At 42.7% G+C, this 17112-nt stretch carries 27 protein-coding genes; 9 read left to right on the forward strand and 18 right to left on the reverse strand.

Translation table 11 applies throughout. From position 1 onward, the window contains the following. Window positions 1–350: 350 nt before the first annotated feature. Window positions 351–758 carry a CoA-binding protein gene (locus AR442_RS18350; RefSeq protein ID WP_007410316.1) on the reverse strand — a complete coding sequence of 136 codons (408 nt, stop codon included), beginning with the start codon at window positions 756–758 and terminating at the stop codon, window positions 351–353. A 151-nt stretch (window positions 759–909) separates the two neighbouring features. Here AR442_RS18350 and plsY point away from each other — a divergent pair, with 151 nt between their 5' ends. Continuing rightward, window positions 910–1491 (forward strand): glycerol-3-phosphate 1-O-acyltransferase PlsY, encoded by a 582-nt coding sequence (gene plsY, locus AR442_RS18355; RefSeq protein ID WP_014418024.1) that lies wholly within the window; start codon window positions 910–912, stop codon window positions 1489–1491. A gap of 88 nt (window positions 1492–1579) precedes the next feature. Then, window positions 1580–1867 (forward strand): HesB/YadR/YfhF family protein, encoded by a 288-nt coding sequence (locus AR442_RS18360; RefSeq protein ID WP_007410318.1) that lies wholly within the window; start codon window positions 1580–1582, stop codon window positions 1865–1867. A gap of 32 nt (window positions 1868–1899) precedes the next feature. Here the strand turns inward: AR442_RS18360 and AR442_RS18365 are convergent, their stop codons facing one another. The 7 genes from AR442_RS18365 to acnA all read right to left on the reverse strand — a co-directional run bounded on the left by AR442_RS18365 (window position 1900) and on the right by acnA (window position 6696). Then, window positions 1900–2199 carry a hypothetical protein gene (locus tag AR442_RS18365; protein ID WP_007611759.1) on the reverse strand — a complete coding sequence of 100 codons (300 nt, stop codon included), beginning with the start codon at window positions 2197–2199 and terminating at the stop codon, window positions 1900–1902. 15 nt (window positions 2200–2214) lie between these two features. Beyond that, window positions 2215–2631, reverse strand: coding sequence for a YbgC/FadM family acyl-CoA thioesterase (locus tag AR442_RS18370; RefSeq protein ID WP_003153973.1), 417 nt, complete (start codon window positions 2629–2631; stop codon window positions 2215–2217). Between the two features lie 86 nt (window positions 2632–2717). Continuing rightward, window positions 2718–2960, reverse strand: coding sequence for a small acid-soluble spore protein Tlp (gene tlp / locus AR442_RS18375; protein ID WP_021493415.1), 243 nt, complete (start codon window positions 2958–2960; stop codon window positions 2718–2720). A gap of 24 nt (window positions 2961–2984) precedes the next feature. Beyond that, window positions 2985–3131, reverse strand: a complete 147-nt coding sequence (locus AR442_RS18380) for an acid-soluble spore protein N (protein ID WP_003153977.1) — start codon at window positions 3129–3131, stop codon at window positions 2985–2987. Between the two features lie 63 nt (window positions 3132–3194). Next, the gene (locus AR442_RS18385; protein ID WP_012117651.1) at window positions 3195–3320 is read right to left on the reverse strand and encodes an FbpB family small basic protein; all 126 of its coding nucleotides are present in this window, start codon (window positions 3318–3320) and stop codon (window positions 3195–3197) included. A 78-nt stretch (window positions 3321–3398) separates the two neighbouring features. Then, window positions 3399–3908 carry a TlpA family protein disulfide reductase gene (locus AR442_RS18390; protein WP_014418022.1) on the reverse strand — a complete coding sequence of 170 codons (510 nt, stop codon included), beginning with the start codon at window positions 3906–3908 and terminating at the stop codon, window positions 3399–3401. 61 nt (window positions 3909–3969) lie between these two features. Beyond that, window positions 3970–6696 (reverse strand): aconitate hydratase AcnA, encoded by a 2727-nt coding sequence (acnA, locus tag AR442_RS18395; protein ID WP_017417878.1) that lies wholly within the window; start codon window positions 6694–6696, stop codon window positions 3970–3972. 231 nt (window positions 6697–6927) lie between these two features. Between acnA and sspO the strand changes: the two genes are divergently transcribed. The 4 genes from sspO to AR442_RS18415 all read left to right on the forward strand — a co-directional run bounded on the left by sspO (window position 6928) and on the right by AR442_RS18415 (window position 8391). Then, window positions 6928–7074, forward strand: a complete 147-nt coding sequence (sspO, locus tag AR442_RS18400; RefSeq protein ID WP_003153982.1) for an acid-soluble spore protein SspO — start codon at window positions 6928–6930, stop codon at window positions 7072–7074. Between the two features lie 29 nt (window positions 7075–7103). Then, complete coding sequence (locus AR442_RS18405) at window positions 7104–7250, forward strand: small acid-soluble spore protein P (protein ID WP_003153984.1); 147 nt, start codon at window positions 7104–7106, stop codon at window positions 7248–7250. 94 nt (window positions 7251–7344) lie between these two features. Beyond that, complete coding sequence (locus AR442_RS18410; RefSeq protein WP_007410324.1) at window positions 7345–7716, forward strand: Hsp20/alpha crystallin family protein; 372 nt, start codon at window positions 7345–7347, stop codon at window positions 7714–7716. Window positions 7717–7962: 246 nt separating this feature from the next. Further along, a complete protein-coding gene (locus tag AR442_RS18415) occupies window positions 7963–8391 on the forward strand; it encodes a DUF2621 domain-containing protein (RefSeq protein WP_014418020.1) in 429 nt (142 codons plus the stop codon). Window positions 8392–8418: 27 nt separating this feature from the next. Here the strand turns inward: AR442_RS18415 and AR442_RS18420 are convergent, their stop codons facing one another. The 3 genes from AR442_RS18420 to AR442_RS18430 form a co-directional block, all read right to left on the reverse strand. Next, the gene (locus AR442_RS18420) at window positions 8419–8910 is read right to left on the reverse strand and encodes a CcdC family protein (RefSeq protein WP_007611735.1); all 492 of its coding nucleotides are present in this window, start codon (window positions 8908–8910) and stop codon (window positions 8419–8421) included. Window positions 8911–8989: 79 nt separating this feature from the next. Next, the gene (locus AR442_RS18425) at window positions 8990–9352 is read right to left on the reverse strand and encodes a response regulator (protein WP_007410327.1); all 363 of its coding nucleotides are present in this window, start codon (window positions 9350–9352) and stop codon (window positions 8990–8992) included. An 84-nt stretch (window positions 9353–9436) separates the two neighbouring features. Beyond that, window positions 9437–10144 carry a cytochrome c biogenesis protein CcdA gene (locus AR442_RS18430; RefSeq protein ID WP_088056486.1) on the reverse strand — a complete coding sequence of 236 codons (708 nt, stop codon included), beginning with the start codon at window positions 10142–10144 and terminating at the stop codon, window positions 9437–9439. Between the two features lie 201 nt (window positions 10145–10345). Between AR442_RS18430 and AR442_RS18435 the strand changes: the two genes are divergently transcribed. Further along, window positions 10346–10519 (forward strand): aspartyl-phosphate phosphatase Spo0E family protein, encoded by a 174-nt coding sequence (locus AR442_RS18435; RefSeq protein WP_012117647.1) that lies wholly within the window; start codon window positions 10346–10348, stop codon window positions 10517–10519. 73 nt (window positions 10520–10592) lie between these two features. Here AR442_RS18435 and AR442_RS18440 read toward each other — a convergent pair whose 3' ends face one another. From AR442_RS18440 to yneA, 6 genes are all read right to left on the reverse strand, one after another. Then, window positions 10593–10811 (reverse strand): YneF family protein, encoded by a 219-nt coding sequence (locus AR442_RS18440; protein WP_003153994.1) that lies wholly within the window; start codon window positions 10809–10811, stop codon window positions 10593–10595. A gap of 85 nt (window positions 10812–10896) precedes the next feature. After that, window positions 10897–11343: a sporulation inhibitor of replication protein SirA gene (gene sirA / locus AR442_RS18445; RefSeq protein WP_014418019.1), complete on the reverse strand. Its 447-nt coding sequence runs from the start codon at window positions 11341–11343 to the stop codon at window positions 10897–10899. Between the two features lie 151 nt (window positions 11344–11494). Then, the gene (gene tkt / locus AR442_RS18450) at window positions 11495–13498 is read right to left on the reverse strand and encodes a transketolase (protein ID WP_014418018.1); all 2004 of its coding nucleotides are present in this window, start codon (window positions 13496–13498) and stop codon (window positions 11495–11497) included. Window positions 13499–13664: 166 nt separating this feature from the next. After that, window positions 13665–13898 carry a DUF896 domain-containing protein gene (locus AR442_RS18455; protein WP_003153997.1) on the reverse strand — a complete coding sequence of 78 codons (234 nt, stop codon included), beginning with the start codon at window positions 13896–13898 and terminating at the stop codon, window positions 13665–13667. A 68-nt stretch (window positions 13899–13966) separates the two neighbouring features. Then, on the reverse strand, window positions 13967–14617 hold the full coding sequence (locus AR442_RS18460; RefSeq protein ID WP_021493418.1) for a YneB family resolvase-like protein: 651 nt from the start codon (window positions 14615–14617) through the stop codon (window positions 13967–13969). Window positions 14618–14632: 15 nt separating this feature from the next. Further along, complete coding sequence (gene yneA / locus AR442_RS18465) at window positions 14633–14944, reverse strand: cell division suppressor protein YneA (RefSeq protein ID WP_003154001.1); 312 nt, start codon at window positions 14942–14944, stop codon at window positions 14633–14635. 156 nt (window positions 14945–15100) lie between these two features. Here yneA and lexA point away from each other — a divergent pair, with 156 nt between their 5' ends. After that, window positions 15101–15721: a transcriptional repressor LexA gene (gene lexA, locus AR442_RS18470; RefSeq protein WP_007611720.1), complete on the forward strand. Its 621-nt coding sequence runs from the start codon at window positions 15101–15103 to the stop codon at window positions 15719–15721. A 338-nt stretch (window positions 15722–16059) separates the two neighbouring features. On the opposite strand, the gene AR442_RS18475 is transcribed toward lexA, so the two are convergent. Further along, complete coding sequence (locus tag AR442_RS18475; protein WP_014418016.1) at window positions 16060–16488, reverse strand: hypothetical protein; 429 nt, start codon at window positions 16486–16488, stop codon at window positions 16060–16062. A 153-nt stretch (window positions 16489–16641) separates the two neighbouring features. Here AR442_RS18475 and AR442_RS18480 point away from each other — a divergent pair, with 153 nt between their 5' ends. Further along, window positions 16642–17091 carry a YndM family protein gene (locus tag AR442_RS18480; RefSeq protein WP_014418015.1) on the forward strand — a complete coding sequence of 150 codons (450 nt, stop codon included), beginning with the start codon at window positions 16642–16644 and terminating at the stop codon, window positions 17089–17091. The last annotated feature ends 21 nt before the right edge of the window (window positions 17092–17112 follow it).

Consider the following 17112-nt stretch of genomic DNA (forward strand, 5'->3'; position numbering starts at 1 on the left):
AGTATGCGCAAGCTTCGGTCCAATTCTCCTCGGACTCACAATTATAACCAATATGCTTGATTTCGCAACATATTTAAGCGAATGGCTCGTTTTTTAGGCCGCAAGACATACATTCGAACGGCTTTTCATCTTTTTGGTGCCCTTTTCGGCGGATAAGAACATGAGTTCGCTTTCTATTATATAGCTTTATGCCGGCCATCGCAAACAGACTGTAAACCCCCGTATAAAGGGGTTTCTAAAAAAGCTGTTCATGCTTTATTGTATCTGTTTCATCATCATACGCAAAGAGTATTCTTTCAATAAAAAAGCAAAAACCCCTGATTTGCCAAGGATTTTTGCCTTTTTTGTTCCTATTTTATAACAGCGCGGGCGACTTTTATACATAAATCCATAACAGCCGTCCGTCCTTTGTCTGTAATCATGCGATACGCTTCTTCATTTGCAAGACCCTGCTGCGCCCAAAAAACGGGAGCGTCCGTCTGTAAAAATTCTTCAGCGACGCCGGGAAGCTGCTCAGAGCGTCTGAACACATTCACGATATCAATCGGTCCTTCCACGTCTTTTAATGAAGCGACGGCTTTAACGCCAAGCGCCTCATCAATCGTTGGATTGACGGGAATAATTTCATACCCTTCATCCTGCATCGCTTTGGAAACCATGTAAGAAGTCCGGTCGGGACGGTCTGACAGCCCGACGACTGCGATCCGTTTGCTCCGGTCCAGAATTTCTTTAATCTCTGATTTTGAAGGATTTTGCATCTTTACCATCTCCTTTTGATATATTGTACATGACCGCTTCGCCGGAATCAAAAAAAGCGCTTTGTCAGCTTAATTCTCAAAAAACTTGTCATCAGACGGTAACAACTCGTGTTAAAATAGAGTGAAGGGACATTGAAAAGGAGAAATGTAGATGTTGATTGCTTTATTGATTATTTTGGCCTATGTAATAGGCAGCATCCCGTCAGGTTTAATCGTAGGCAAACTTGCGAAAGGGATCGATATTAGAGAACACGGAAGCGGCAATTTGGGCGCCACAAATGCTTTTCGCACGCTTGGCGTTAAAGCGGGATCTGTTGTCATCGCAGCCGATATTTTAAAAGGCACCTTGGCCGCGGCGCTCCCATATTTACTGCACGTCCCCATTCATCCTCTTCTCGCAGGGGTGGCAGCAGTGATCGGCCATGTATTCCCCGTGTTCGCAAAGTTTAAAGGAGGCAAAGCCGTAGCCACATCAGGGGGCGTCCTGCTGTTTTATGCTCCGCTGTTATTCGTTACGATGGTTGCAGTATTTTTCGTATTTTTATTCCTTACGAAATTTGTTTCTCTGTCTTCAATGTTAACAGGGATTTATACGATTATTTACTGTCTGTTTGTAAAAGACCCTTATTTATTAATCGTAGTGACGCTCTTGACCGCGTTTGTTATCTACAGACACAGGGCAAACATCAAACGGATTATAAACAAAACAGAGCCGAAGATCAAATGGTTTTGATGAAACTTCAATTTTGACATCAAAATGCCATATGCGTTTATAATAGAGATAATTTCTTTATATGAGAAACAAAAAGGGAGTGTTCCGGATGAACATGAAAGTAACGAAAGGCGCGCTGGATTGGTACAAAGAAGAGCTCGATCTGGAAACAGGCGACCACGTCCGTTTCTTTGTCCGTTACGGGGGATGCAGCAACGTTCAGAAAGGCTTTTCTCTCGGCATTTTAAAAGACCGGCCGATGAACATCGGCACCAGCACGGAAGTTGAAGGCATTACCTTTTTTATTGAAGAAAGCGACTTATGGTACTTTGATAATCACGATTTGTCAGTCACATATTCAGATCAGGCAGAAGAGCCGGTATTTGATTATGTGTAAAAAAAAGAACGCAGCGGATGCGTTCTTTTTTTTTACAGCCTGAACCTTTTGAGATGATCAGTCAGACGTTCTTTTTCTAATATGCTTCTTTGCGTATCACCGAGCAGGTCAAAGTGGGGAAATTCATTTTTATGGTGAATCCACTCCGGCTTCAGCCCGTACTCCGCTCCCCATCTGATCAGTTTATTGAGATCGCTTGAACCGGCCTTCGTCACGGTCTTAGCCTCCGGAAAGCGGTCGTCCAGCCAGTAATGCGTTAAAAAAGCGATTTTCCCTTCCGATACATCCCGCTTCCATCTTTCCAGTTCCTTACGCGTAATTCCAAATGCCATAAGTGCAGCCGCTCCTTATTTTTTTGCCTTTTCGTAAGCGGCATGCCAATCAGGAAAAGCCTTGCGAAACTGAATCGGTTTGAAGCTCTCTTTATCAACGCATATATGAGAGGATGTCGCTTTGATGGCAAGTTCTTGATCCGGATTATAGATGTGGTAGCCGTAAACGGTTTTAAATCCGTTATATTCTTCAATCCAAGTATGTACGACAGCCGTTTCTCCGTAGCGGAGCGGCTTTTTATAAGAAATGCTGATATCCAATACAGGGGACAGCACACCTCTATCTTCCATATCCTTGTAAAGGAATCCGAGTTCCTTAATCAGCGCCGTTCTGCCGACCTCCATCCAGACTAAGTAATTGGCATGATAGACGATGCCCATTTGATCTGTTTCCGCATAACGCACTTCTATTTCTTTTTTTGACACATGCAACGTTCTCTGCTCCCTTATTATCAGATTAGCCCCATTTTATCACAACGAGCCGGAAAGAGAAAAAAACCAGGTTTCCCTGGTTTTTATTATGATTGATAGCCGTTTTCTCTTGCAGCCGATTCATCCTGGATTTCACTGCGGAACGATTCAATGCTTTCATTGCGTCTGGCATTCTTCTCTTGAATGCGCTGTCTTTCCTCATCTGTCGCAAATTCCATTGATTCTTTGGCTTCTTCTATATTTTCAATTGTATTCTGCACCATATCCTGCAGCTTTTCAACGTTATCGGAACGGTCATCCGGATTCGGTTTTTGATAATTGTTTGTCATAATGTCTGCTCTCCTTTGATGATGTTATTCGCCTTTCGTCTGCATGACAATCGGATGTCCGTTTGACTTGTCATGAAACTTTTCCCCTTTGTTGCGTTTATATTTAACGGGTTTTGTCCCTAAGTGGCTCGGAGCGTATTGCGGCTGGCCGTCTTTCTTGTTTATGCCCATGTTCATCCCTCCTTAAGAGTATATTTTGCAAAAGGAGGTGCAAACATGACTGCAAATTAAAGGTTATTTTTGTTTGAACCGCTGCTCCAGCTTTTCTTCAAGCTGATTCAAATATTCCGTATTGGTCATCAGCTCACGTTTATTTTCCATAACCAATTCATGAAAAGAACGTTTTCGCATTTTTTTCAATCTTCTCACCTCCGTGTTTTCATTCATTTTTTCCAATTTTTCAAAACCTAAGCCCTTCACAATAAAAAAACTGAACCTCTATTTGAGATCCAGTTTTTCTTTCATTTCTTTTTTTGTCATCGTGCCTACGCGAATGTGCTGAATGGTTCCTTTTTCGTCTAATATGTATGTTGTCGGATAAGAAAGCACGTTGAAATCTCCGTTAATTCCGCTTTTGTCAATCAGAATAGGAAATGTCAGCTGATAATGATCAGCAAATGATTTCACAGCCTGTATATTTTTTTCAGAGGACGTAAAATTAACGGCTGCTACCGCAATATCAGGATATTCTTTCTGCAGCTCCTGCATATCGGGCATTTCCATTCGGCACGGCTTGCACCACGTCGCCCAGAAATTGAGGAGCACTTTTTTTCCTTTATAATCAGAAAGGGAGATGCTTTTTCCTGACAATGTATCAAGTGTAAAGTCAGGGGCTTTCATCCCTTCTTCTGTCCCTTCTTTCGGACTTTTTTGTACAGAATAAATGTTCCAGCCCGCATACACTAACAACCCGATAAGTAATATTCCGCCCAGCCATTTCGCAAGCATCTCAAGGCCTCCCGCATAAAAAGAGAGAAAGCAGACTGCTTTCTCTCCTTTGTTCATTCTGCTACTGTTTCATTTTATCGCGAAGCACCATTTGTAAAATGCCGCCGTGGCGATAGTAATCAATTTCCACTTCACTGTCAAAACGGACAACAACTTCAAATGTTTTTACCGTACCGTCTTCACTGATTGCTCTGACAGTCAGCAAGTCGCGCGGACGTACAGATTCATCAACATCCACCTCGATGACTTCCTTACCGGTTAAGCCGAGTGTATCCGCGTTTTCACCCTGTTTGAACTGAAGCGGCAGCACACCCATGAAGACGAGGTTGCTTCTGTGAATTCTTTCAAAGCTTTCGGCAATGACTGTTCTGATGCCGAGCAGGTTTGTTCCTTTTGCAGCCCAGTCACGTGAAGAGCCCATTCCGTAATCTTTTCCGGCCAGGACGACAAGACCCGTTTTATCTTCTTTATACCGCATGCAGGCATCATAAATAGATGTCACTTTCCCGGTAGGCCAATGTGTTGTGTATCCGCCTTCTGTACCCGGTGCGATTTGGTTTTTAATGCGGATATTGGCGAATGTTCCTCTCATCATGACTTCATGGTTTCCGCGGCGTGAGCCGTAAGAGTTAAAGTCACGAGGAGAAACGCCTTTTTCCTGCAGGTATTTGCCCGCCGGTGTGTCTTTTCCGATCGCTCCGGCCGGAGAAATGTGGTCAGTCGTCACGGAATCGCCGAATTTGCCGACAACGCGAAGTCCTCTTAAAGGCTCAACTTTTCCCGGCTCTACAGACATTTCCTCAAAGAACGGCGGGTTTTGAATGTAAGTGGAATCCTGATCCCACTTATACAGCGCTTCATCCGTCGTTTCGATTTCGTTCCAGCGCTGGTTGTCGTCAAATACCGTTTCATACTCTTTGCGGAATAATTCCGGCGTAACAGTCTGTTTGACGAGAGAATTGATTTCATCCATGGACGGCCAGATGTCATCGAAATAAACATTTTGTCCGTCATTTCCGACACCGATCGGATCCGTTTTCAGGTTGATATTCACAGTGCCTGCTAATGCGTATGCGACAACAAGCGGAGGTGACGCAAGGTAGTTTCCTTTGACAAGCGGATGGATCCGGCCTTCAAAGTTTCTGTTACCCGACAAGACAGAAGTGATCAAGAGATCATTTTTAGCAACCGCTTCTTCAATCTCTGGAGAAAGCGGGCCGGAGTTCCCGATACATGTCGTACAGCCATACCCTACGAGGTTAAAGCCGAGCTCCTTCATGTAAGGAAGCAGGCCTGAGTTGACTAAGTATCCAGTAACAACCTTAGACCCCGGTGCAAGTGACGTTTTAACATAATTCGGCACTTTCAAGCCTAATTCTACCGCTTTTTTGGCTACCAATCCGGCACCGATTAATACATAAGGGTTTGATGTATTCGTACAGCTTGTAATAGCAGCGATTGCAATCGCCCCTGTTTTCATAACCGCATCTTCGCCGCTGTTAAGTTTAAATGAAATTTCTTTGTTCTCTTCAGCAGCATCCGCTCCGAATCCTTGGTTGCCGGCCGGGCTGACAAGATGTTTTTTAAACGTTTCCTGCATAACGGAAAGCGGGATTAAATCCTGCGGACGTTTCGGTCCTGAAAGGTTCGCTTCGATTTTTGACAGATCAATTTCCACAACGTCTGTAAAAATCGGCTCTTCCGCGTCAGGCGTATAGAATAAACCATTGTTGCGGCAGTATGCTTCCACAATATCGATCTGCTCTTCTTCACGGCCGGTCAGACGCAGGTAAGAAAGTGCTTCCTCGTCAACCGGGAAGAATCCGCAAGTCGCTCCGTATTCCGGCGCCATATTGGCAATAGTCGCACGATCCGCAAGCGGAAGCTCAGCAACACCAGGACCGAAGAATTCAACAAATTTATTGACTACGCCTTTTTCGCGCAGCACTTGAGTGACTTTCAGCGCCAAGTCAGTCGCCGTCGTTCCGTTAGGCAATTTTCCGACAAGTTTCGCGCCGATGACCTCAGGAACAGGGAAATATGAAGGCTGGCCGAGCATTCCCGCTTCCGCCTCAATACCGCCGACACCCCAGCCGAGGACGCCGATTCCGTTAATCATTGTTGTATGGGAATCTGTTCCCACCAATGTATCAGGATATGTCACAAGTTCTCCGTCTTCCTCTTTCGTATGAACGACACTTGCCAAAAACTCAAGGTTTACCTGGTGAACGATACCTGTTGCAGGCGGAACAGCCTGATAATTGTTAAACGCTTTCTTTGCCCAGCTTAAAAATTTATAACGTTCTGCATTTCTTTCGAATTCTAAGTCCATATTAATGGCTAACGCGTCTTCCGTACCGGCTTTGTCGACTTGTACGGAGTGGTCAATGACCAAGTCAACCGGAATTTCAGGATTGATTTTATCAGGGTCTCCGCCGACAGAGGCCATGGCTTTTCTTAAAGATGCCAGGTCAACTACGGCCGGAACGCCGGTAAAGTCCTGTAGAATAACCCGTGACGGTTTAAACGGCACATCGATATCTTTTAATTCAGCAGTACCCCATCTTGCTAAATTTTCAACATGTTCTTTTGTAATGACACGTCCGTCTACCTGACGCAAAACAGATTCCAAAAGAACCTTAATAGAATAAGGAAGTTTTGAAACATTGCCGACCCCTGCGTCTTCCAATGCTTTTAATGAATAGTAGTTGTATGTTTTCCCATTTGAAGAAAATGTTTTTCTTGCTTGGAAAACGTCTTGTGTTGCGACTTTTTGCTGATTTGTCATTCTCCAAAATCCCCCTTCAATGATCAAGATCGTTCTTTAGATGAATGTTCACATTCCATCACAATTTTCTCACAATTTCATCTTAGTATAAAATCATACATAAGTAAATATCAATGTTTTTATTAAATACAATAAGATCGTCTTATCAGTATGATTTTCGGTAAATTTTGTCCGATTTTCCGCCTCATACAACGGGCTGTAAAGAGCCATATTAATGTTGAGGTGATGATCATGGTAAAACGGAAAGCCAATCATGTAATTAACGGCATGAATGATGCGAAAAGCCAAGGCAAAGGCGCGGGTTATATAGAAAATGACCAGCTCGTCCTGACGGAAGAAGAACGGCAGAACAATAAAAAAAGAAAAACAAACCAATAGCCGGAACACCTTAAAAAGGAGGCTTTAACATGACAAATAAAAATACGAGTAAAGATATGCATAAAAATGCTCCGAAGGGCCATAACCCCGGCCAGCCGGAACCGCTGAGCGGAAGCAAAAAAGTGAAAAACCGCAACCATACAAGACAAAAACATAATACAAGCCACGATATGTAAAACAGACCCCGGTGTCTGTTTTTTTGTGCCATTCACCCATTCAAAGCTTCTGCATACGTTATAGCAAGGCTTTTTAATATGGAGGGATGCTTCCATGAATCACTCAAAAAACGCTGAAGAATTTGATGATACGGAAGAATGGCTGCGGCAGTTTTACGAGGACCCGTATGCTTGGTATGACGAGACGCTGCCGATCGATCTATATGAAACAAGCCGTCAATATATCATTGAAGCCGACCTGACGGCGCTGAAGCAGGTGCAAGCGATAACCGTCACTCTTTCGGGAAATGAGTTTATGCTCTCTGTTAAAACGCTTGAACGGACGTTAAACAAACAAATGATGCTTCCTTTTTATCTGAACGACAAACATATTTTCACTGATTTCACCAACCATATTCTGACCGTCTCCATGAACAAGGAGCCAAATGAGACTCCTGCCTCTTTTTCCTTTCAATTTCCTCTATAACATAAAAAAGCCGCTTTCATCCCTCAATGGAAGCGGCTTTTTTGTCCGGTCATATCAGTCATATACCCTCAAAGTGAATCTCCCATGGCCAAATAGCAGAATCACTATACGATAGAATATGTTCTAGCAACCGGAATGACTGGACATCTATCATTTTTTCTATTCTTTTTTTCTATTCTTTTTTTCATGTGTTCTTCTATTCTGTCTTCGTTTACAATATGGTTAAAGTAAGGAGGAGATAGAACAATGCTGGAAGGCTGGTTTATGTGGTTTATTTTATTTTGGGTCATCGTGATGATCGGATTGCTGTCTATCGGCGGGTTTTTTATGTTTCGAAAATTTTTAAAACGCTTACCGAAAGAAGACGGCCGGTCAGAACTGGATTGGCAGGACTATTATATTGAAAAAAGCAAGCACTTATGGAATGAGGGTGACAAGGCGTTTTTGGATGAACTGGTCGCCCCCGTGCCGGAGCTCTTTCGGGATGTAGCCAAAGCGAAAATCGCCGGAAAAATCGGTGAACTTTCCTTAGCGGAGGAAGCTGAACAAATAAACCGTGATTTAATCATCAGGGGTTACATACTGGCCACTCCTAAGCGTGATCATCAATTTTTAAAAAAGCATCTCCGTGAAAAACAGATTGATCTTACTCCTTATCAAGCCCTGCTCAAATAAAAAACCTTTCCGGCGGACGGAAAGGTTTTAATTCATCTGAATATCAGCGGTCTTCAGTTCATTCGAAAGTTTGCGGTAAGACAAAAACATCGCGATGCGCCACGGGACAATCATTCCGAAAGCAAGAATCCAAAACATCCCGCTTAAAGCTCCGTAATCAATCGTCGTGCTCAAAATGGATTTCATAGCGATTCTGATAACCAGCAAACCAATCAGGATAAACACAAACGCTTTTGACCGTTTTAAATAGATTTCATTATTTTTAATCTCAAATTTAGATGTTTTAATCAGAAAAATAGAGAAGATTACGCCCAGCGTAATGGCCTCCAAAAATTCTTCGCCCGTCACTCTGAAAATCGGAAAAAGGAACATAAGCGCTCCCGTACTCATGAAAATCGGCGGGAGAATTATTTTTTTAGGTGAAGCGGGCTTGTCGGAGGATTTAATCCTGACGATCATCACGGAAATTGCCATGGCCGCTGCAATAACGGATGAAATTATAATCATCATCTTTATCATTCCTTTGCTTGCACGGAGTTTGATACTATATACTATACTCCAAAAACATAAAAAAAACCAATTTGAAAAGAGAACACGTTTACGTTCCCGTTACCCGGCCTACGGCCTCCAGCACTTTAGATGCTTCAAACGGTTTAACGATAAAGTCTTTAGCGCCTAATTCAATCGCTTCCAGAACGATCCGCTGCTGCCGCATGGCGGTGCACATGATGATCCGGGCTTTCGGGTCAAAAGCTAAAATATCCTGCAGCGCCTGTATACCGTTTTTGACCGGCATGGTAATATCCATTGTCACCAGGTCGGGACGGATTTTTTGATATACTGCCAGGGCTTCCTCCCCGTCAGCCGCTTCCCCGGCCACTGTGTAATTCGCCGATTCCAGAATCTCTCTGATTTTCACCCTCATGAACTTGGCGTCATCTACAACTAAAACTCGTGTCATATTCCCCTCCACATATTTAACATTAACTAGTCTTATTGTACCAAAAACGAAAGGGTATATAATAGTTCAAAAGTTATTAACCCGTTACAGACCCGTAAATCCTCCGAAAAGATTTGACAGAACGATCAGAATGTAGCTCATCCAGTTAAAAAACAGCATAACTCCGATCAGAATCATAAGAATGCCGCCGATTTTCATGATAAGCAGCTGATGCTTGCGAATCCAATTCATTCTGGTAATAAAAAATGAAAGAACAAGAAAAGGAATCGCAAAACCGAGAACATATAAAAACATATACGGCACTGCTGAAGAAGGATTTGTATTTGCCAGCGAAAACACGGCTCCTAAAATAGGCCCGCTGCACGGCGACCAGCCGGCTGCAAACGCAAGACCGATCAGAACCGAACCGATAAACCCCTCCGGACGGCGCTTAAAGTGAATGCGCCGCTCTTTCATCATGAATTTCGGCTGAAACACACCGGCAGTAATCAGCCCGAAAAGGATCAGCATGATAGCGCCAAACTGGCGGATCGCTTCATGATATTGGGTGAAAAAACTGCCGATAAATGAAGTTCCATATCCCAATGCGATAAAAATCACGGAGAAACCAAGCAAAAAACAAAGTGTATGCACGAGGCCGCGCTTTTGCAGCATCACCTTTTCTGTTTTCACCTCGTCCATACTGACACCAGTTATGTAAGATAAAAAGGCGGGGTACAACGGCAGACAGCATGGAGAAATGAAAGACAGAAATCCGGCCCCAAACGTCAGAAAGTAATTAAAACTCACGATGACACACTCCCTTCGAGTTATGACAAAATCATTTCATTTTTTTAACACTTTCCCGAGAAGGATTACTTTTTATAGAAAAAGCTTATATAATTTAATTTGACATCGAGATATTATACTCCTTCTTATTTGAAAAACAGTATAAATGTGGATATAATAATAGCGACTCAGGTGAAAGATTTATGTATGAAAGGATATATCCCTGTGATTAGAGAGCATCTATTAAATGAAATTGAAAAAAAACGGGCAGAGCTGCTTAAAATCGTCATGACAAACGGAATGACATCAAACATTACGATAGAACTCAGCCAGGAGCTTGACCACCTTCTCATACAATATCAAAAAGAACTGCACACCGGCAGTTGGGGTGAAACATGACGCCAAAATAAAAAACCCTCTCCGGGTTTTTTATTTTTATAACCATGTATCTCTATATCATAATCTGTACGTATTATTTCGCTTGATTATTCATGGCTTTCATCATTTGATTAATTTTCTTTTGAGAAGGTTTCATTCCCATTTGCATCATCATCATGCGTAACATTTGTTCATTAATAGGCGGATTCTTTTTCAAATAGCTCATCATATATTTACGAGCAATAAAAAACCCGAGTGCAACACCTATGAGCAATGCGACAACGCCCACTAGGATGCCAACCCATAAAGTCATTTTATTTCCTCCTTCATGTTGTCTAGTTTAAAGTGTACTAAACCAAAGGCTATTATACAACATTTACATCTCTTTTTCCTCGTTTTTAGACAAAATTTCTTTCTCTGACCGGATTTAACCACCCGTAGCGCCGTGTCTTGAAATCCATTGCAAGAAAACAGGGGCTGATTTTACGCAGAATCTCAAAGAAAATCGTTTCCGCCTCATAATCTCCCGAAGCTGCAATCTCAATTAAACTGTCTTTCATCATGAAGGTGGCGCAACCCTTTTCTCCGGGCAGTGTAAGCCGGTAAATGGAATCCAAACGGCTGTAACTCATTCGGTTTAAATGCAGCTGGAGACGCTGATGCATATGTATCACCGGAATCGGTTCCGTTATATATTGAACTTGCTTTTCTGTCATTTGATATTCCTGGGGTGTCAGATCTGTCCAATGATAGTCTCGAAACAACTCAAACATAGCCGTTTCCCGCCCGAAGTAGTGGTTCGCAAACTCATCCTTTATCAGGTGCGTATAGTAATGACGTTCCATTTCCTCATCCCCTTTTACAGCGCTTCGTTATTGCTTTCTATTATACAAAAGGAGAAAAGAAAGAATTGTCTATTACTGTTGCGCCGCCCCTTCTATTTTTGTCGCATAAACAGGAAAAAGAGGATGATTTGACTCATCCTCTTTTGTCTCGTTATTTGTTTAAAAGTTTTTTCACGCGGTCAACCACGTTTTCTGCAGTAAACCCGTATTCTTTCATAATTGTTTCTCCCGGAGCTGAAGCACCGAAACGGTCAATTGCGAGAACGTCTCCTTCAAGACCGGTAAATTTGCCCCATCCGAAGCTTGAACCCATTTCGATCGCAAGACGTTTCGTCACATTCGGAGGAAGCACGCTGTTTTTGTACTCGGCCGATTGTTTTTCAAAGCGGTCCCAGCTCGGCATGCTGACTACAGATACGTGAATGTTTTCTTCAGCCAGTTTCGCTTGAGCTTCGATCGCAAGTCCGACTTCAGAACCTGTCGCTAAAAGAAGAGCGGCCGGTGATTCTGTTTGGGCTTTGGAAACGATATAAGCCCCTTTATCCACGCCCGCATACGCTTCTTCAGCCTGCTGATCAATCGTCGGCAGGTTTTGGCGTGTCAATACAAGAGCTGTCGGATGATCTTGGCTTTGAACGGCAACCTTCCATGCAGCTGCGGTTTCATTTCCGTCAGCAGGTCTGATCACAGAAAGGTTAGGAAGTGCGCGTAAAGAAGCAAGCTGCTCAATCGGTTCGTGAGTCGGCCCGTCCTCTCCTACGGCAATACTGTCATGTGTGAATACATAAGTGACGGGAAGACCCATCAATGACGCCAGACGAATGGCAGGTCTTAAATAATCAGAGAACACAAAGAATGTGCCGCCGAATACGCGGAGGCCGCCGTGAAGCGCCATTCCGTTTAATGCAGCGCCCATCGCAAATTCACGGACACCGAACCAGAAGTTTTTCCCGGCGTAGTCTTTTGCCGTGAAGTCTCCTCCATTTTTGATTGTCGTTTTATTTGAACCCGCAAGGTCAGCAGATCCCCCGACAAAGAAAGGAATTTTCTTGGCGATCCCGTTCAGCACCTCACCTGAAGATGCACGGGAAGCAAGGCTGCTGCCTTTTTCATAAACGGGAACTTCCTGATCCCAGTCTTTAGGAAGCTCGCCTTTCATGCCGAGTGACAGCTGTTCAGCAAGCTCAGGATATTTTTCTTTATAAGCCGCGAACAGTTCATTCCATTCCTGTTCTTTTTTCGAGCCGGCTTCTTTTACAGCTTGATTGAAATGCCCGTATACTTCTTCCGGAACATAAAAATCTTCTTCAAACGTCCAAGCATACGCTTCTTTTGTCAGCTTGCTCTCTTCTTGTCCTAACGGAGCGCCGTGAACGCCGGATGTGCCCGCGCGGTTTGGAGAACCGAAACCGATTGTCGTTTTCACTTCGATCAATGTCGGTTTTTTATCATTCTGGCGCGCTTTTTCAATTGCAGCCGTCAATTCAGCGATGTTGTTTCCGTCCTCAACATAAAGAACTTCCCAGTTCATTGCTTCAAAACGCTGCTTTACATTTTCAGAGAAAGAACGGTCTAAATCGCCGTCTAAGGAAATGTCATTAGAATCGTATAATACGATCAGACGGCCTAATTCAAGATGGCCTGCAAGAGAAGCTGCTTCGGAAGAAATGCCTTCCATTAAATCGCCGTCTCCGCAAATACTGTATGTATAATGATCAACTACGTTGAATGAATCACGGTTATATGTCTCAGCCAGATGGCGTTCTGCAATTGCCATTCCCACTGCCATTGCAATACCCTGTCCAAGCGGTCCGGTCGTAGCGTCTACTCCGGCTGTGTGCCCGAACTCCGGATGTCCCGGTGTTTTGCTTCCCCATTGACGGAACTGTTTCAAGTCTTCAATGCTGAGGTCATATCCGCTTAAATGCAGCATGCTGTATAAAAGCATTGAACCGTGGCCTGCTGATAAAACAAAGCGGTCGCGGTTAAACCAGCCCGGATTCTGCGGATTTACATTCATAAATTTCGTCCACAATGTATATGCCATCGGAGCGGCTCCCATCGGCATGCCCGGATGTCCGGAATTCGCTTTTTCAATTGCGTCTATAGATAGTGTACGAATGGTGGCAACTGATTTCTTTTCAATTGTATCCATTATAATCCCCTTCCTTATTGTTGTACCTTTTCATCATAAAGCGATGCTGACTTTTTCTCAACTCTTTCAGCTTAAATTTGAGATAAACTTGTTGAAAATTGTCGTAAAGCACATCCTGATATTAGTATATACGAAAAAAGAATACGTATTGCCGTATTCTTTCTGTTTAATGAAGATTATTTTTCTGTTGTTCTCTTTTTAATTTTTCAGGGGTGACATCGTTGCCTTCCGGATCAATCACTTTTACGCTCTTTAACGTATTTTTCATTGAGGAGCGGAATCCTTTCAAATATTCCTGGCGAAGCTTTTGCTGTTCAGCTTTTTCCTCATCCGTTATTGTGTTTGATTTAGCTTTTTGAGCCAATTCGTTAATTCTTGCGATTTTTTCTTTAGAAATCATAATAAGCTCCTTTGGTGCGTGTTGATTATATACTACTAAAACGCAGTCTTTTTTACAACTGATGCGCGTCAGCTGCCTTCTGTGTCTGCGGTATATTCCTGAAACCGCCGGTGAACCGTGGCTTTGGACACATCATAGCCGAATCCTCTTAAGGTCGCTGCGATTTCTGCAAAGGTAAGCTTGTTGGCTCTCAGCCTGATAATTTCCGAAACTGGAACCTCTTTTTTTTCTTTTCCGCTGTTTTCATGCCTGTTTTTCAGATTCCGTTCAGGTTTGTAACCGTTTTTCACGGCTCTTTTCATTCCCCGCCGGATTTTCATATTGTGAATTTTCCTTTGATATTCCTCAACAATACTGACGATTTCAAGTACCATCGTATCAGCTTCGGAAAGCTCCAGTTCACCTTTATGAGCCGTCGTATATATCTTTACGTTCTCCCTGTAAATGCAATGCAAAAGCGCAATCTTGGCGTTTCCTCTTCCCAATCTCGTTTCGTCCTGCACCAATATCGCGTCAATATGTGATTTTTTAATTTCATCAAGCATTTCAAATACTCCGTCGCGGTCCATTTCGTAACCGCTGGCTTTCTCAGAAATGACTTTCACGACTTCCATGCCGTTTGCAGCAGCGATCTCACTGAGCTCCTCTTCCTGTCTTTTTAATGACGTTTGCTGCTGTTCTTTGTTTGTGCTTACGCGGGCATAAATGAGCGCCTTCATTTCTCTCTTTCCTCTCTAATTGACAATGGCCAGCTGATATACGGCCGGATGCTTCTTCTTAACCGGAAGAATAAGTTCGTCTCCGGGCTTTATATCAGCAGTTTGGAGATGGTTATTCTCCGTCACCCACTCAATGAAATCTTCTTTATTAATGTGTTTCTTTTCTGCTACATGATCCGCAAGTGACCAGAGTGTATCGCCGTCCTGAACCTTTATTTTAACATATTGGCTGAGGGACTGATCATTTCCCGCACATGAGACAAGTAAAATAGCGGCACTTAAAATCGCAGTAAACAGTCCGACAAATATGATAGATTCTTTCGCCATGTAAACAACCTCCAATAAGAATGTTTGTTCGCTTTTTATACCTTTCAGTATATACGAACAAACGTTTCTGTCAATCGTTTTTTTCGAACCTATGTTTGTACTGTCAGGAAAATCATGCTATAATCTACTTAAAATCGACGTTTTGAGGTGCGAAATATGACGAAGCTATCAAAAAGGCAGCTTGATATCCTGCGTTTTATTAAAGAAGAGGTAAAAACGAAAGGATATCCGCCTTCTGTAAGAGAGATAGGAGAAGCAGTAGGACTGGCTTCCAGTTCAACCGTGCACGGCCATTTGGCGCGGCTGGAGACAAAAGGCCTGATCAGACGGGACCCTACTAAACCGAGAGCGATTGAGGTATTGGATGAAGAAGAAGTCCAAATTCCGAAAAGCCAGGTCGTAAACGTTCCGGTCATCGGGAAAGTGACGGCGGGTATTCCGATTACGGCTGTTGAAAATATCGACGAGTATTTTCCGCTTCCTGACCGGATGGTTCCTCCGGGCGAACATGTCTTTATGTTAGAAATCATGGGAGAAAGTATGATTGACGCCGGCATTTTTGACAAAGATTACGTCATCGTCAAACAGCAGAACACGGCCAATAACGGAGAAATCGTCGTAGCTATGACCGAAGATGATGAAGCGACGGTTAAGCGCTTCTATAAAGAAGACAATTATGTGCGGCTGCAGCCGGAAAATCCGACGATGGAGCCGATTATCCTGCAAAACGTAAGCATTTTGGGGAAAGTTATCGGCGTATTCAGAGCCGTACATTAATTCTATTAAACTTCATTTATCGTAAAAAACCCCTTACAGAGGGGTTTTTTTGCATAAAAAAAGCAGATTCGCCCTGGCTTAAGAAACGAATCTGCTAAGGAGGAAAAACTTACATTCTTATTATCCGACATCACACTTTTGAAGTCAACTAATAATGTTTCCCTAAAGAAACTTTTCATCCATTTTTCAACTTTGTATATTTGTGCGTGATGAATTTGTTTTTGTCTATCTTTTCTTTTGGGCGGGCGATCAAAATTTATATATGAATATTTAGTACATAGTACAATAGGTTATATTTAAATATAAAAAAACCCGCTGCCTTTAGCGAGTATCTATTTTCAATCAAAATGATAATATTCTACACCGTATAACCCTTTAATATAGGCGGGGCCACAGACGTTTGAAGAACTTTCAACCAGAATTCTGTATTTGTGATACGGATCAATTGATTTTTTATCCTGGGCACTGAGGTTTAACCAGCTGCCGCTGTAGTTTTTAGAACTTAATGTATAAAAATTTCCGTTCAGCGCCATCCGCTGGAGTTTCATGCTTAAACCGCACGAAGAGTTGTTCATGATGGTGAACTTATATCCTAAAAAGTAATCGTCGGCAGCTACAGCCCCAGGATTTTCAATATGAAACTCTTTTGCATTTCCCTCCAAAGTGAAGCTTGTTTTTGATCCGAATTCAGTGGTAGCCGCTTTAGCTGAGTGTATTCCGCTAAAACATAATAAAAAAACAGCAATACAAATCCAGTATTTTTTCATTTGCATCCCCCTTTTTACATATTTTAACTTGTGAATCCTGTGATGTCTATTCACATTTTATTAAAACGTATACTTTATAACCACTATATACCAGTTTAAAAATTTGCGGATTGCTTACAATGAAGACTAAACGAAATAACGAAGGTGGTTCAAATGAAACACGTAATTGCTTTCGCTTCTAAAACGGCGCTCACACTTGCTTTACTGTACATTGTTCTGGATCTTATGTACCAAGTAACCTTTTTAAACGTTCTGTTTATTACAGTGATCTTAAGTTTAATCACTTATTTTGCGGGTGATTGCATGATTCTGCCGAGAACAAGCAATTTCACAGCCGTTGCAGCTGATTTCGGAATTTCATTCATTATATTATGGATATTCCTTATGAACATTGGCGGATTTAATGTCTCTCCTGCCGCGGCATCGGTTATCTCTGCACTTGGCATTTCTGTTTTTGAGGCATTTTTTCACCGGTATTTGCAGCAATATGTACTTCCCGAAGATTATCAGGACACAACAGAGGCGGATAGCACGCTATGGAGCTATCAAACCGAGGCGTCTGAAGAATTAGTGCCGGAAAAAGACCCTCAGGAAAAAACATAAAAAGGAGGCAATCGCCTCCTT

It is taken from the genome of Bacillus velezensis (assembly GCF_001461825.1).
GTDB classification, from domain to species: domain Bacteria; phylum Bacillota; class Bacilli; order Bacillales; family Bacillaceae; genus Bacillus; species Bacillus velezensis.

Excerpts from the sequence above, each read along its gene's own strand:
- AR442_RS18350 (WP_007410316.1), bottom strand. The coding sequence starts at position 758 with ATGCAAAATCCTTCAAAATCAGAGATTAAAGAAATTCTGGACCGGAGC.
- plsY (WP_014418024.1), top strand. The coding sequence starts at position 910 with ATGTTGATTGCTTTATTGATTATTTTGGCCTATGTAATAGGCAGCATC.
- AR442_RS18360 (WP_007410318.1), top strand. The coding sequence starts at position 1,580 with ATGAACATGAAAGTAACGAAAGGCGCGCTGGATTGGTACAAAGAAGAG.
- AR442_RS18365 (WP_007611759.1), bottom strand. The coding sequence starts at position 2,199 with ATGGCATTTGGAATTACGCGTAAGGAACTGGAAAGATGGAAGCGGGAT.
- tlp (WP_021493415.1), bottom strand. The coding sequence starts at position 2,960 with ATGACAAACAATTATCAAAAACCGAATCCGGATGACCGTTCCGATAAC.
- AR442_RS18380 (WP_003153977.1), bottom strand. The coding sequence starts at position 3,131 with ATGGGCATAAACAAGAAAGACGGCCAGCCGCAATACGCTCCGAGCCAC.
- AR442_RS18390 (WP_014418022.1), bottom strand. The coding sequence starts at position 3,908 with ATGCTTGCGAAATGGCTGGGCGGAATATTACTTATCGGGTTGTTAGTG.
- acnA (WP_017417878.1), bottom strand. The coding sequence starts at position 6,696 with ATGACAAATCAGCAAAAAGTCGCAACACAAGACGTTTTCCAAGCAAGA.
- sspO (WP_003153982.1), top strand. The coding sequence starts at position 6,928 with ATGGTAAAACGGAAAGCCAATCATGTAATTAACGGCATGAATGATGCG.
- AR442_RS18405 (WP_003153984.1), top strand. The coding sequence starts at position 7,104 with ATGACAAATAAAAATACGAGTAAAGATATGCATAAAAATGCTCCGAAG.
- AR442_RS18410 (WP_007410324.1), top strand. The coding sequence starts at position 7,345 with ATGAATCACTCAAAAAACGCTGAAGAATTTGATGATACGGAAGAATGG.
- AR442_RS18415 (WP_014418020.1), top strand. The coding sequence starts at position 7,963 with ATGCTGGAAGGCTGGTTTATGTGGTTTATTTTATTTTGGGTCATCGTG.
- AR442_RS18420 (WP_007611735.1), bottom strand. The coding sequence starts at position 8,910 with ATGATAAAGATGATGATTATAATTTCATCCGTTATTGCAGCGGCCATG.
- AR442_RS18425 (WP_007410327.1), bottom strand. The coding sequence starts at position 9,352 with ATGACACGAGTTTTAGTTGTAGATGACGCCAAGTTCATGAGGGTGAAA.
- AR442_RS18440 (WP_003153994.1), bottom strand. The coding sequence starts at position 10,811 with ATGACTTTATGGGTTGGCATCCTAGTGGGCGTTGTCGCATTGCTCATA.
- sirA (WP_014418019.1), bottom strand. The coding sequence starts at position 11,343 with ATGGAACGTCATTACTATACGCACCTGATAAAGGATGAGTTTGCGAAC.
- tkt (WP_014418018.1), bottom strand. The coding sequence starts at position 13,498 with ATGGATACAATTGAAAAGAAATCAGTTGCCACCATTCGTACACTATCT.
- AR442_RS18455 (WP_003153997.1), bottom strand. The coding sequence starts at position 13,898 with ATGATTTCTAAAGAAAAAATCGCAAGAATTAACGAATTGGCTCAAAAA.
- AR442_RS18460 (WP_021493418.1), bottom strand. The coding sequence starts at position 14,617 with ATGAAGGCGCTCATTTATGCCCGCGTAAGCACAAACAAAGAACAGCAG.
- yneA (WP_003154001.1), bottom strand. The coding sequence starts at position 14,944 with ATGGCGAAAGAATCTATCATATTTGTCGGACTGTTTACTGCGATTTTA.
- lexA (WP_007611720.1), top strand. The coding sequence starts at position 15,101 with ATGACGAAGCTATCAAAAAGGCAGCTTGATATCCTGCGTTTTATTAAA.
- AR442_RS18475 (WP_014418016.1), bottom strand. The coding sequence starts at position 16,488 with ATGAAAAAATACTGGATTTGTATTGCTGTTTTTTTATTATGTTTTAGC.
- AR442_RS18480 (WP_014418015.1), top strand. The coding sequence starts at position 16,642 with ATGAAACACGTAATTGCTTTCGCTTCTAAAACGGCGCTCACACTTGCT.